The organism is Streptomyces tubbatahanensis (assembly GCF_022699385.1).
GTDB classification, from domain to species: domain Bacteria; phylum Actinomycetota; class Actinomycetes; order Streptomycetales; family Streptomycetaceae; genus Streptomyces; species Streptomyces diacarni.
In genome coordinates this window covers 1231666-1244976 of record NZ_CP093846.1, presented here as the reverse complement: position 1 = coordinate 1244976, position 13311 = coordinate 1231666, and the positions used below count along the sequence as shown (strand labels likewise).

13 protein-coding genes and 1 pseudogene are annotated in these 13311 nt (G+C 71.2%); all 14 read left to right on the top strand.

Annotation, left to right across the window (positions count from 1 at the left end):
- Nucleotides 1-199 precede the first annotated feature (199 nt).
- Nucleotides 200-955, top strand: a complete 756-nt coding sequence (gene pgsA, locus MMF93_RS05290) for a phosphatidylinositol phosphate synthase (RefSeq protein WP_242749902.1) — start codon at nt 200-202, stop codon at nt 953-955.
- Entirely contained in the window at nt 952-1890 is a 939-nt protein-coding gene (locus tag MMF93_RS05285) for a phosphatidylinositol mannoside acyltransferase (RefSeq protein ID WP_242749901.1), read from the top strand. The genes pgsA and MMF93_RS05285 overlap by 4 nt, the downstream gene beginning before the upstream one ends.
- Nucleotides 1887-3059, top strand: coding sequence for a glycosyltransferase family 4 protein (locus MMF93_RS05280; protein WP_242749900.1), 1173 nt, complete (start codon nt 1887-1889; stop codon nt 3057-3059). Before MMF93_RS05285 ends, MMF93_RS05280 begins: the two co-directional genes overlap by 4 nt.
- 58 nt (nt 3060-3117) lie before the next feature.
- Nucleotides 3118-3666, top strand: a pseudogene (locus tag MMF93_RS05275) (LemA family protein); the annotation flags it as partial.
- 294 nt (nt 3667-3960) lie between these two features.
- On the top strand, nt 3961-4893 hold the full coding sequence (gene pdxS / locus MMF93_RS05270) for a pyridoxal 5'-phosphate synthase lyase subunit PdxS (RefSeq protein ID WP_274709425.1): 933 nt from the start codon (nt 3961-3963) through the stop codon (nt 4891-4893).
- 49 nt (nt 4894-4942) lie between these two features.
- Nucleotides 4943-5533, top strand: a complete 591-nt coding sequence (pdxT, locus tag MMF93_RS05265; RefSeq protein ID WP_242749898.1) for a pyridoxal 5'-phosphate synthase glutaminase subunit PdxT — start codon at nt 4943-4945, stop codon at nt 5531-5533.
- A gap of 109 nt (nt 5534-5642) precedes the next feature.
- Entirely contained in the window at nt 5643-6395 is a 753-nt protein-coding gene (locus MMF93_RS05260) for a YebC/PmpR family DNA-binding transcriptional regulator (RefSeq protein ID WP_242749897.1), read from the top strand.
- 174 nt (nt 6396-6569) lie between these two features.
- On the top strand, nt 6570-7142 hold the full coding sequence (gene ruvC / locus MMF93_RS05255; protein ID WP_242749896.1) for a crossover junction endodeoxyribonuclease RuvC: 573 nt from the start codon (nt 6570-6572) through the stop codon (nt 7140-7142).
- The gene (gene ruvA, locus MMF93_RS05250) at nt 7139-7756 is read left to right on the top strand and encodes a Holliday junction branch migration protein RuvA (RefSeq protein WP_242749895.1); all 618 of its coding nucleotides are present in this window, start codon (nt 7139-7141) and stop codon (nt 7754-7756) included. Before ruvC ends, ruvA begins: the two co-directional genes overlap by 4 nt.
- A gap of 4 nt (nt 7757-7760) precedes the next feature.
- Nucleotides 7761-8819, top strand: coding sequence for a Holliday junction branch migration DNA helicase RuvB (ruvB, locus tag MMF93_RS05245; RefSeq protein WP_242749894.1), 1059 nt, complete (start codon nt 7761-7763; stop codon nt 8817-8819).
- Between the two features lie 163 nt (nt 8820-8982).
- A complete protein-coding gene (yajC, locus tag MMF93_RS05240; RefSeq protein WP_242749893.1) occupies nt 8983-9531 on the top strand; it encodes a preprotein translocase subunit YajC in 549 nt (182 codons plus the stop codon).
- A gap of 180 nt (nt 9532-9711) precedes the next feature.
- Complete coding sequence (secD, locus tag MMF93_RS05235) at nt 9712-11523, top strand: protein translocase subunit SecD (RefSeq protein ID WP_242749892.1); 1812 nt, start codon at nt 9712-9714, stop codon at nt 11521-11523.
- Nucleotide 11524: 1 nt separating this feature from the next.
- Nucleotides 11525-12649, top strand: coding sequence for a protein translocase subunit SecF (secF, locus tag MMF93_RS05230; RefSeq protein WP_242749891.1), 1125 nt, complete (start codon nt 11525-11527; stop codon nt 12647-12649).
- 3 nt (nt 12650-12652) lie between these two features.
- Nucleotides 12653-13228 (top strand): adenine phosphoribosyltransferase, encoded by a 576-nt coding sequence (locus MMF93_RS05225; protein WP_242749890.1) that lies wholly within the window; start codon nt 12653-12655, stop codon nt 13226-13228.
- The last annotated feature ends 83 nt before the right edge of the window (nt 13229-13311 follow it).

Here is a 13311-nt window from a genome sequence, read left to right as displayed (position 1 = left end):
CTGGAGCACGCTGGAGGGGCCGAGGGGTCGCGAAGACCACCGGTTCTTCCCGAGCTTTCCACCGCCGCGAAGAGGCGTCCATACGTGGAACACGGCACTACCCGACCGTGTGCGCCGGGCGCTGTCCGGGCGTGGCTACGATGGGCCACCCGGTGGCCACACCGTCATCCGGCTCACCCCCGACGTACCAGGGACGGTCATGCTGAACAAGTACGCGCGTGCCTTCTTCACGCGTGTCCTCACCCCGTTCGCCACGCTGCTGCTGCGCCTGGGAGTGAGCCCCGACGTGGTCACCCTGATCGGCACGGCCGGGGTGACGGCGGGCGCCCTGGTCTTCTACCCGATGGGGGAGTTCTTCTGGGGCACGGTCGTCATCACGCTGTTCGTCTTCTCGGACATGCTCGACGGCAACATGGCGCGTCAGCTGGGCCGCTCCAGCCGCTGGGGCGCCTTCTTGGACTCCACGCTCGACCGGGTCGCGGACGCGGCCGTCTTCGGCGGGATCGCGCTGTGGTACGCGGGCCGCGGCGACGACCTGACGCTGTGCGCGGTGACGCTGTTCTGCCTGGCGAGCGGGCAGGTCGTCTCCTACACCAAGGCGCGGGGCGAGAGCATCGGGCTGCCGGTGGACGTCAACGGCCTCGTGGAGCGGTCGGAGCGGCTGGTGATCACCCTGGTGCTGGCGGGCTTCTCGGGCTTCGAGAAGTCCTTCGGCGTCCCCCACATCGCCATCCTGCTGCCCATCGCACTGTGGGTCGTCGCGGTCGGCAGCGCCATCACCCTCGGACAGCGGGTGGTCACGGTGCACCGCGAGGCCGCCGAGGTGGACGCGGCGGAGAACCCCGACGCGTCCTCGGCCTCCGACGCGTCCTCCGCCTCCGGTGAGTCCTCCCCCTCCGGCGCGTCGCCGGCCTCCGGCGCCGCCCAGGACGAGGAGAAGCGGAGGACCGTGTGAGCACACAGGAGGGCCGGGCGGGCGAGCTGCGAGGCCGGCTCACCGACTCGCTGTACGGGCTGGGCTGGGCCGGGGTGAAGAAGCTGCCCGAGCCCGCGGCCCAGGCCCTGGGCAGGAGGATCGCCGACGAGGCGTGGCGCCGCAGGGGCAAGGGCGTCACCCGCCTGGAGAGCAACCTGGCCCGCGTCGTCCCCGGCGCCTCCGCCACGCAGTTGCGGCGGCTCTCGCACGCGGGCATGCGCTCCTACATGCGCTACTGGATGGAGTCCTTCCGGCTGCCCTCCTACAGCGAGCAGCAGCTCATCCGCAGCGTCTCCGTGGCGGGCCTGCACCATCTGACCGGGGGACTGGCGGCGGGCCGGGGCGTCGTACTGGCGCTGCCCCACCTGGCGAACTGGGACCTGGCGGGCGCCTGGGCGGTCACCGCCACCCGCACCAGGTTCACCACCGTCGCCGAGCGCCTCAAGCCGGAGAGCCTCTACGACAGGTTCGTCGCCTACCGGGAGAGCCTGGGCATGGAGGTGCTGCCGCACGGGGGCGCCACCGCGTTCGGCACGCTGGCGCGCAGGCTGCGCGCGGGCGGCCTGGTCTGCCTGGTGGCGGACCGCGATCTGTCGGCCACCGGGATCGAGGTCTCGTTCTTCGGCGAGGCCGCCAGGATGCCGGCCGGGCCCGCGCTGCTGGCCCAGCAGACCGGGGCGCTGCTGCTGCCCGTCACGCTGTGGTACGACGAGGTCTCGCCTGCCATGAACGCCCGGGTCCACGCACCCGTGCCGGTACCCGAGATCGAGGGCCGCAGGGAGCGGGTCGCCGCCATGACGCAGACCGTGGCCGACACCTTCGCCGCCGGCATCGCCGCGCACCCGGCGGACTGGCACATGCTCCAGCGCTTCTGGAGCGCGGACCTGGCGCCCGCGGGGAGGGCCGGTACATGAGAATCGGCATCGTCTGCCCCTACTCCTGGGACGTGCCGGGAGGTGTCCAGTTCCACGTCCGGGACCTGGCCGAACACCTGATCGGTCTCGGTCACCAGGTGTCGGTGCTCGCGCCGTCGGACGACGAGACGCCGCTGCCCTCCTACGTCGTCTCCGCGGGCCGCGCGGTGCCCGTCCCGTACAACGGTTCGGTGGCCCGGCTCAACTTCGGTTTCCTCTCCGCTGCCCGTGTGCGGCGCTGGGTCAACGACGGCGCCTTCCACGTCCTGCACATCCACGAGCCCGCCACGCCCTCGCTCGCGCTGCTGGCCTGCTGGGCGGCGCAGGGGCCGATCGTCGCCACGTTCCACACCTCCAACCCCCGCTCGCGGGCGATGATCGCCGCGTACCCGATCCTGCAGCCCGCGCTGGAGAAGATCAGCGCGCGGATCGCGGTCAGCGAGTACGCCCGCCGTACCCTCGTCGAGCACCTGGGCGGGGACGCGGTCACCATCCCCAACGGCGTGGACGTCCGCTTTTTCGCCGACGCCGAGCCGAAGCCCGCGTGGCAGGGCGCTCCCGGCGCTCACACGATCGGGTTCATCGGCCGCATCGACGAACCGCGCAAGGGCCTCCCCGTCCTGATGAAGGCACTGCCGGCGATCGTCGAGCGGGCGCCGGGCACCCGCCTGCTGGTGGCGGGCCGGGGCGACGAGCAGGAGGCCGTGGCGGGCCTGCCGCGTGCCCTGCGGGAGAACGTCGTCTTCCTGGGCATGGTCAGCGACGAGGACAAGGCGCGGCTGCTGCGCAGCGTCGACCTGTACGTGGCGCCGAACACCGGCGGGGAGTCCTTCGGGATCATCCTGGTCGAAGCCATGTCGGCCGGGGCGCCGGTGCTCGCCGCCGATCTCGACGCCTTCGAGCAGGTGCTCGACGGGGGAGAGGCCGGCGAACTGTTCCCCGTCGAGGACGCCGAGGCGCTCGCCGCCCGCACCGTCGCCCTCCTGCGGGACCCCGGGCGCCGCGCCGCTCTGCGTCAAAGGGGTGAGCGGCACGTGAGGCGGTTCGACTGGGCCACCGTCGGCGCCGACGTCCTGGCCGTGTACGAGACGGTCACCGACGGCGCCGCGTCCGTCGCCCCCGACGAGCGCACCGGACTGCGCGCCCGCTTCGGCCTCGCGCGGGACTGACCCGCCCCTTCCCCACGCCGCCCGCCGAGGGCCCGGACCCGAGGACCCGATACCCACGATGCCGACCCTCACCACCGTCATCTGGATCGTCGTCGCGCTGCTGCTCGTCGGCGTCTACCTGAGCTGGACCGCAGGCCGCCTCGACCGGCTGCACGCCAGGATCGACGCCGCCAGGGCCGCGCTGGACGCCGGGCTGCTGCGCCGCGCCTCCATCGCCCAGGAGCTGGCCACGGCGGGCGTACTGGACCCCGCCGCTTCCATGGTGCTCTACCAGGCCGCGCACGACGCGCGGCTGGCCGAACAGGACCACCGCGAGGTGGCCGAGAGCGAACTGAGCCAGGCGCTGCGGGCCGTCTTCGCCGAGAGCGCGCAGCTGGAAGCGGTGCGGGCGGCGCCGGGCGGCCGGGAGACCGCCGAGGAACTGGGTGCCGCCGTGCGCAGGGTCCCGATGGCCCGCCGCTTCCACAACGACGCCGTACGGGCCGCGCGGGCGCTGCGCAGGCACCGCAAGGTCCGCTGGTTCAGGCTGGCCGGGCACGCCCCCTTCCCGCTGGCCTTCGAGATGGACGACGAGCCGCCCCCCGTACTGGCCGACCGCGGACACGGCGCGCCCCCGGCGCCCGGCAGTCCGGGCGGCCCCGGCGGTGGGGCGGAGTTCGGCGGGGCCGAGGGGCCCGACGCCGAACGCCGCGGCTTCGAAGGCCCCGGCGACGAGGGTCACGGGCCGGAACAGGGGCGCGGCGCGGACGGCTGAGCCGGCTCTGCTCCGGAGAAGGGCGTGCGGGCCACAGCAGAGCGATTGGCCCTTTTCGCGGGTGACCTCGGTCCCCGACAGTGGCAGGCGGACCCGGTGAGGGTCCGCCGCCCATCCCCTCATCGCCCCTTTCCAGCGAGGTCGAACGTGTCAACTCCGTCCACCACCCCAGCTTCCTCCCACTCCGCAGCGGTCCGGCCCGAGACCGGCACGGCCCGCGTCAAGCGGGGCATGGCCGAACAGCTCAAGGGCGGCGTGATCATGGACGTCGTCACCCCGGAGCAGGCGAAGATCGCCGAGGACTCGGGCGCCGTCGCCGTCATGGCGCTGGAGCGCGTCCCGGCCGACATCCGCAAGGACGGCGGGGTCGCCCGGATGTCCGACCCCGACATGATCGAGGGCATCATCAGCGCCGTCTCCATCCCGGTGATGGCCAAGTCCCGCATCGGTCACCTCGTCGAGGCGCAGGTGCTCCAGGCGCTCGGCGTCGACTACATCGACGAGTCCGAGGTCCTCACCCCCGCCGACGAGGTCAACCACAGCGACAAGTTCGCCTTCACCACGCCCTTCGTCTGCGGCGCCACCAACCTCGGGGAGGCGCTGCGCCGTATCGCCGAGGGCGCGGCCATGATCCGCTCCAAGGGCGAGGCGGGCACCGGCAACGTCGTCGAGGCCGTCCGGCACATGCGCCAGATCAGGAGCGAGATCGGCAAGCTGACCGTCCTGGACGGCAACGAGCTCTACGCCGCCGCCAAGGAGCTGCGCGCCCCCTTCGAGCTGGTCAAGGAGGTCGCTGTCGCGGGCAGGCTGCCGGTCGTCCTCTTCTCCGCGGGCGGCGTGGCCACCCCGGCGGACGCGGCGCTGATGCGGCAGCTCGGTGCCGAGGGCGTCTTCGTCGGCTCCGGCATCTTCAAGTCCGGCGACCCGGCCAAGCGCGCCGCCGCCATCGTGAAGGCCACCACCTTCTTCGACGACCCCAAGATCATCGCGGACGCCTCGCGCGGCCTCGGCGAAGCCATGGTCGGCATCAACTGCGACACGCTCCCCGAGACCGAGCGCTACGCGTCGCGGGGCTGGTGACCCACAGGAGGCGACCCGGCATCCCGACCTGGGAAGGACCGTGAGCATCATGGCTGAGCCGACCATCGGCGTCCTGGCTCTCCAAGGCGACGTCCGCGAACACCTGGCCGCCCTCGCGGCGGCCGGGGCGCAGCCCCTGCAGGTGCGCCGCCCGCAGGAGCTGGACGACGTGGCGGGCCTCGTCGTCCCCGGCGGCGAGTCCACCACGATCAGCAAGCTCGCCACCGCCTTCGGCCTGATGGCCCCGCTCCGCGAGCGGGTGGCGGGCGGCATGCCCGCGTACGGCTCGTGCGCCGGGATGATCATGCTGGCGGACAAGATCCTCGATCCCCGTTCGGGACAGGAGACGGTGGGCGGCATCGACATGATCGTCCGCCGCAACGCCTTCGGGCGGCAGAACGAGTCCTTCGAGGCGGCCGTCGAGATGGCCGCCGTCGACGGCGGCCCTGTGGAGGGCGTCTTCATCCGCGCCCCCTGGGTCGAGTCCACGGGCGCGGCGACTGAGACGCTGGCCTCCTACGAGGGGCACCCGGTGGCCGTCCGCCAGGGCAATCTGCTGGCCACCGCCTTTCACCCGGAGTTGACCGGCGACCACCGGGTGCACGCGCTGTTCACGCGGATGGTGCGGGCCGCGGCGTGAGCGCGACGCGCCCGGGGCGCGGAGCCCGCGAAGGGGACGTGAGCACAACCAGCCGCTGACGGTAGGATCTGCGCGTCGTAAGAAGTTGGGACTGTGAAGGAGCGAGGCTGTGTCCGGCCACTCTAAGTGGGCAACCACCAAGCACAAGAAGGCCGTGATCGATGCCAAGCGCGGCAAGCTCTTCGCGAAGCTGATCAAGAACATCGAGGTCGCGGCGCGGATGGGCGGCGCCGACCCGGAGGGCAACCCGACCCTCTACGACGCCATCCAGAAGGCGAAGAAGCAGTCGGTTCCCAACAAGAACATCGACAGCGCGGTCAAGCGCGGCGCGGGTCTGGAAGCCGGTGGCGCCGAGTACGAGACGATCATGTACGAGGGCTACGGCCCCAATGGCGTCGCCGTCCTCGTCGAGTGCCTGACGGACAACCGCAACCGCGCCGCGTCCGACGTCCGCGTCGCCATGACCCGCAACGGCGGTTCGATGGCGGACCCGGGTTCGGTGTCGTACCTGTTCAACCGCAAGGGCGTCGTCATCGTCCCCAAGAACGGCCTCAGTGAGGACGACGTCCTCGGTGCCGTTCTCGAAGCGGGTGTCGAGGAGGTCAACGACCTCGGTGAGAACTTCGAGGTGCTCAGCGAGGCGACCGACCTCGTCGACGTGCGCACCGCGCTCGTCGACGCCGGGATCGACTACGACTCCGCCGAGGCCAGCTTCGTCCCCAGCATGCAGGTGGAGCTGGACGAGGAGGGCGCGCGCAAGATCTTCAAGCTGATCGACGCGCTCGACGACAGCGACGACGTGCAGAACGTCTTCGCCAACTTCGACGTCCCGGACGACGTGATGGCGAAGGTCGACGCGTAGCGCCGCGCACGGCCCGGGCAGCGGTCCGGACCGACGATCACGGCACAGGCTCCAGGCGGCCCGGCGGAGACACCTTCCGCCGGGCCGTCGGCTCATGTCGGTGCTCCCCGATAACCTGCGGGAACACGGACACGGATGATCACCGAGAGTGGAGCGCGGAAGGGGGGGACGGCGGTGCGCGTGCTGGGAGTCGACCCGGGGCTGACCCGCTGCGGCGTCGGCGTGGTCGAGGGCGTCGCGGGCCGGCAGCTGACCATGGCGGGGGTCGGGGTGATCCGCACGCCCGCCGAGGCGGAGGTCCCCGACCGGTTGGTGCTCATCGAGCGGGGCCTGGAGGAGTGGCTGGAGATCCACCGCCCCGAAGCGGTCGCGGTGGAGCGCGTGTTCACCCAGCACAACGTGCGCACCGTCATGGGCACGGCCCAGGCCAGCGCCGTGGCCATGCTGTGCGCGGCCAGACGGGGACTCCCGGTCGCGCTGCACACCCCCAGCGAGGTCAAGGCCGCCGTCACCGGCTCGGGGCGCGCGGAGAAGGCCCAGGTCGGCGCGATGGTGACCCGTGTGCTGCGGCTCGCCGCGCCGCCCAAACCCGCGGACGCGGCGGACGCGCTGGCGCTGGCGATCTGCCACATCTGGCGCGGCCCGGCGCACAACCGCCTCCAGCAGGCCGCCGCACGGCACTCCTCTTCCGCCCCCCGTACGCCGCACAGGAACCGCACGCAGCACCAGAAAGGCACCGTCCGATGATCGCCTTCGTCTCAGGGCCTGTCGCCGCTCTCGGCCCCGACTCCGCCGTGATCGAGGTCGGCGGAGTCGGCATGGCTCTCCAGTGCACGCCGGGCACGCTGGCCGGACTGCGGAGGGGCGAGCCAGCCCGCCTGGCCACCTCGCTCGTCGTGCGCGAGGACTCACTGACCCTCTACGGCTTCGCGCAGGACGACGAACGGCAGGTCTTCGAACTGCTCCAAACAGCCAGCGGGGTGGGGCCACGGCTGGCGCAGGCCATGCTCGCGGTGCACAGCCCCGAGGCGCTGCGGGTCGCCGTCGCCGGCGGGGACGAGAAGGCGCTGACCGCCGTGCCCGGCATCGGCAAGAAGGGCGCGCAGAAGCTTTTGCTGGAGCTGAAGGACCGGATCGGCCCGCCGCTGGGCACGGCCGCTGCCCCGCGGGCCGGCTCCGCCTCACCCGCCGCCGGCTGGAGGGAGCAACTCCACGCGGCCCTCGTCGGGTTGGGTTACGCCACCCGTGAGGCGGACGACGCCGTCGTGGCCGTGGCGCCGCAGGCCGAGGCGAACGGAGCTTCACCCGATGTGGGGGTTTTGCTGAAGTCCGCCCTCCAGTCGCTGAACCGGGCACGGTGACGTCATGACGCACGAGGACCGACTGGTCGACGCCCAGGTCGAGGACGAAGAGCAGGCGGTGGAGGCCGCCCTGCGCCCCAAGCAGCTGGGGGAGTTCATCGGGCAGCCCAAGGTGCGCGAGCAGCTGGATCTGGTGCTGCGGGCGGCGAGAGCGCGCGGCGGCACGGCCGACCACGTGCTGCTGTCGGGGGCTCCCGGGCTCGGCAAGACGACACTTTCCATGATCATCGCAGCGGAGATGGGCGCCCCCATCCGCATCACCTCGGGCCCCGCCATCCAGCACGCGGGAGACCTCGCCTCGATCCTCTCCTCCCTCCAGGAAGGCGAGGTGCTCTTCCTCGACGAGATCCACCGGATGTCCCGCCCGGCCGAGGAGATGCTGTACATGGCCATGGAGGACTTCCGCGTCGACGTGATCGTCGGCAAGGGCCCGGGAGCCACGGCCATTCCGCTGGAGCTGCCGCCGTTCACCCTCGTCGGCGCCACCACCAGGGCCGGGCTGCTGCCCCCGCCGCTGCGGGACCGCTTCGGCTTCACCGCGCACATGGAGTTCTACGAGCCGGCCGAGCTGGAACAGGTGGTGCGCCGCTCGGCCCAGCTGCTGGAAGTGCACACCGACCCGGAGGGCGCCGTGGAGATCGCCGGGCGCTCCCGCGGCACACCACGCATCGCCAACCGGCTGTTGCGCAGGGTCAGGGACTACGCACAGGTCAAGGCGGACGGTGTCATCACCCGACAGATCGCCTCCGCGGCACTGGAGGTCTACGAGGTGGACGAGCGCGGCCTCGACCGGCTCGACCGCGCGGTGCTCGGCTCCCTGCTGAAGCTCTTCGGCGGCGGCCCCGTGGGGCTGTCCACGCTGGCCGTCGCGGTCGGCGAGGAGCGTGAGACAGTGGAGGAGGTGGCCGAGCCGTTCCTCGTGCGCGAGGGGCTGCTGGCCCGGACACCGCGTGGCCGTGTCGCCACCCCCGCCGCATGGGCTCACCTGGGGCTCACCCCGCCTCAGCAGACCCCGCAAGGGGGCTCCGGAGGGCCTGGACAGCAGGGCCTGTTCGGAGGGTGACGGTGCGCGTACGCGTCGGGCCAGGAACCTCGGTGCCATGCTTGACGTTGTTCCATCGGCGAAGGCTCGCTTAGACTCCGCCGACGCCCTCCCTCTGCGGAGGCCTGCCCACCCCGAATACCCAGGCCGCTGAGACGCGGCCATGCGAAGGAACTCTTCCGCCGTGGATCCTATTGCTCTGCTCCCGTTCATCGTGATCATCGGGGCCATGTTCCTGATGACCCGCTCCGCCAAGAAGAAGCAGCGTCAGGCCGCGCAGATGCGTGACCAGATGCAGCCCGGCACGGGCATTCGGACCATCGGGGGTATGTACGCCGTCGTCAAGGAGATCCGGGAGGACACCGTCCTCGTGGAGATCGAGCCCGGCACGCACGCGCTGTTCGCCAAGAACGCCATCGGCGCCGTGCTCTCCGATGAGGAGTTCGACCGCATCACGAACGGTCCCGAGGGCGAGGAGTTCGACGTCGACACGGTGGTTCCGGACGACGCCTCCTCGCTGACCGAGGGCGGGGAGTCCTCCGACGCGAAGCTGGACCTCGCCAAGAAGGGCCCCGAGGACGGCGAGCCCGCCGAGGCCGCCGAGGGCAAGGACGCGGACGAGGACGAGGCGAAGTCCGCCGAGTCGTCCAAGGAGCCGGAGGCCGAGAAGGCCAAGGCCGACACCGCCGAGTCCAAGGACCGCAAGCGGGACGAAGACGCCGACTCCAAGTAAGGTCGGCGCCGCCGGGCCGGGGCACGACCCGACCGCGGGCCGGGGCACCCCCCTTGGCCGAACGGGAGCCCGAGGCCCGGCGGCGTAGAGCACGTCCACAGACCACTTCGCGCGCCGCTGTGCCGCGCCCGGCCGAACTCGCGGGGCGGCACGGGCGGTTGGACAGGGAGAATCGAGAAGGTGGCAGCACCGAAGAGGGGCCGCAAGGCCTCCGGCGCCATGGGGAGGCCGTGGCGCTCCCTAGTGCTCATTTTGCTGGTCATGGCCGGGCTGGTCGCGGGGATGTTCGTCTCCGGCCACAAGTCTCCGCGGCTGGGTATCGACCTCGCGGGCGGCACGAGCATCACGCTCGAGGCCAAGAACCAGCCCGGCAAGCCCAACGCGATCAACAAGACCAACATGGACACCGCTGTCGGCATCATCGAGCAGCGTGTCAACGGTCTTGGTGTGTCGGAGGCCGAGGTCCAGACCCAGGGCGATCGGCACATCATCGTCAACATCCCCAAGGGCACCAACTCCCAGCAGGCGCGCGAGCAGGTGGGCACCACGGCCCAGCTCTCCTTCCGCCCCGTGCTGACACTCGCTCAGGTCGGCAAGGGCAAGCAGCCACAGCCCAATCCGTCGTCGTCCGGCTCCGGCAAGAAGTCCGACAAGGGTGCGGACGAGAGCGCGGACAAGGGCGGGGACAAGGGCTCCGGCGAGAGCGCGGACAAGGGTTCGGGTCAGGAAGGCGGACAGGGCGGGCAGGGCCGCGCCGTCACCGAGGGCCTGACCGCCAAGACCGCTCCGCAGGACCCCACTCCGACGCCGACCAAGTCCGGTGGCGAGAAGGAGACCCCCGACCCCTCGACGACGCCGCAGCAGCCGCAGCAGCCGCAGCAGCCCGGGGTCCCCGCCGACGTCGCCAAGAAGCTCAACGCGCTGGACTGCGGCAGCAAGGAAGCCCGCGCCAAGGCCAGCGAGAAGGCCGCCGCCTCCAAGGGCTCGCAGCCGATCGTCGCCTGTGACGCCAAGGAACCGATCAAGTACGCGCTCGGTCCCGTCGCCGTCCAGGGCAAGAACGTCGACAGTGCGAAGGCGGTCTTCGACCAGCAGCGCAGCCAGTGGATCGTCCAGATGTCGTTCAACGGCAAGGGCTCCGACCAGTTCGGCGACATCACCGGCAAGCTCTCGAAGAAGCCGCAGCCGCAGAACCAGTTCGCCATCACGCTGGACGGCCAGGTCCAGTCCGCGCCGACCGTGCGCGAGAAGCTGACCAACAACGCGGAGATCTCCGGCAGCTTCACCCAGGAGTCCGCGCAGGAGCTGGGCAACATCCTCTCCTACGGTGCGCTGCCGCTCTCCTTCGAGGAGTCCGACGTCACCACCGTCACCGCCGCGCTGGGCAGCGACCAGCTGACGGCCGGTCTGATCGCGGGCGCCATCGGTCTCGGCCTGGTGATCCTCTACCTGCTCTTCTACTACCGGGGCCTGTCGTTCATCGCGATCCTGAGCCTGCTGGTCTCCGCCGTCCTGACCTACGCGATCATGACGCTGCTGGGCCCGGCGATGGGCTTCGCGCTGAACCTGCCGGCGGTCTGCGGCGCCATCGTCGCCATCGGCATCACGGCCGACTCGTTCATCGTCTACTTCGAACGCATCAGAGACGAAGTGCGCGAGGGCCGTACGCTGCGCCCCGCGGTCCAGCGTGCCTGGCCGCGTGCCCGGCGCACGATCCTGGTGGCGGACTTCGTCTCGTTCCTCGCCGCCGTGGTGCTGTTCATCACCACCGTCGGCAAGGTGCAGGGCTTCGCGTTCACGCTGGGCCTCACCACCGCACTCGACGTCGTCGTGGTCTTCTTCTTCACCAAGCCGGTCATGACGTTGCTCGCCCGCAGGAAGTTCTTCTCCGACGGACACCCCTGGTCGGGACTCGACCCCAAGCGGCTCGGAGCTAGGCCACCCCTGCGGCGCGGCCGGCGCACCGTCAGCACCGACACGAAGGAGGCGTGAGATGTCCCGTCTCGGCAATCTCGGCGCCCGGCTCTACCGCGGCGAGGTCGGCTACGACTTCATCGGGCACCGCAAGATCTGGTACAGCGTCTCGATCCTGATCACCATCACGGCGATCGTCGGGCTCGTCGTCCGCGGCCTCCACATGGGCATCGAGTTCGAGGGCGGCGCCGTCTTCACGACGCCCAGGACGACCGCCTCCGTGCAGCAGACCACGGACACCGCGGAGAAGGTCTCCGGCCACCAGGCCATCGTCCAGGCGCTCGGCGACGGCGGGAAGCGCATCCAGATCGCCGAGGTCGACACCAAGACCTCCACCGAGGTCAAGAAGAAGCTGGCCGAGGAGCTCAAGGTCGACCCGAACAAGGTCGACGCCCAGCTGGTCGGACCGAGCTGGGGCGAGCAGATCGCCAACAAGGCGTGGCAGGGCCTGGGGATCTTCATGATCCTGGTGGTGCTCTATCTCGCCATCGCCTTCGAGTGGCGGATGGCAGTGGCCGCCCTCATCGCCCTCGTGCACGACATCACCATCACCGTCGGTGTCTACTCGCTCGTCGGATTCGAGGTCACACCGGGCACCGTGATCGGTCTGCTGACGATCCTCGGCTACTCGCTCTACGACACGGTCGTCGTCTTCGACGGCCTGAGAGAGAGCAGTAAGAACGTCACCAAGCAGACCAAGTTCACCTACAGCGAGATCGCCAACCGCAGTATCAACGGCACGCTGGTGCGTTCCATCAACACCACCGTCGTCGCGCTGCTGCCGGTGGCGGGTCTGCTGTTCATCGGTGGCGGCATGCTCGGTGGCGGCATGCTCAACGACATCGCGCTCTCGCTGTTCGTCGGTCTTGCCGCGGGCGCCTACTCCTCGATCTTCATCGCCACGCCGTTGGTCTCCGACCTCAAGTCGCGCACGCCGGAGATGAAGGCCCTGGCCAGGCGCGTGCACACCAAGCGGGCCAAGGCGGCGGAGCGCGAGTCGCACGAGCAGGACGCAGCGGACGACGACGGCGACGAGGACGGCCCCGGCGCCGAGCGCGACGGGCGTACCGCCGCCGCGGTCTCCGGGCAGCGGCGGCAGCCCCCCGCACGCGGGCGCGGCAAGCCGTCCGGAAGGCGCAGGTGAGCGGTGAGTACGCGCGAGTCATCCACCGCCTCGCAGCTCCCCGCCGGTGTGCGGGAGCTGCTGGCCGACCGGATCCACGACGTGGCCGACTACCCCAAGCCCGGGGTGATGTTCAAGGACATCACCCCGCTGCTGGCCGACCCTGAGGCGTTCTCCGTCCTCACGGACGTGCTGGCCGGGATCGCACGGGAACACGGCGCCACCAAGATCGTCGGCCTGGAGGCGCGCGGCTTCATCCTGGGAGCCCCCACGGCGGTCCGCGCCGGCGTCGGCTTCGTGCCCGTCCGCAAGTCGGGCAAGCTGCCCGGGGCCACGCTCTCCCAGGCGTACGACCTCGAGTACGGCAGCGCCCGGATCGAGGTCCACGCCGAGGGGCTCACCGAGGGCGACCGGGTGCTGGTGGTCGACGACGTGCTCGCCACCGGCGGGACCGCCGAGGCCTCCGTGCAGCTCCTGCGGCGTACCGGCGCCGAGGTCGTCGGCCTCGCCGTGCTGCTGGAGCTCGGCTTCCTGGAAGGACGCGGCAGGGTCGAGCGCGCTCTCGCGGGCGCGCCACTGGACGCCCTGCTCGCCGTCTGAGCGGCCCGCGCCCCGCTGTCCACGGCGGCGTACGAGGCGGCCCCCCGTAACACGTCGCCAGACGGCGGGGAGGCCGCCTGTCG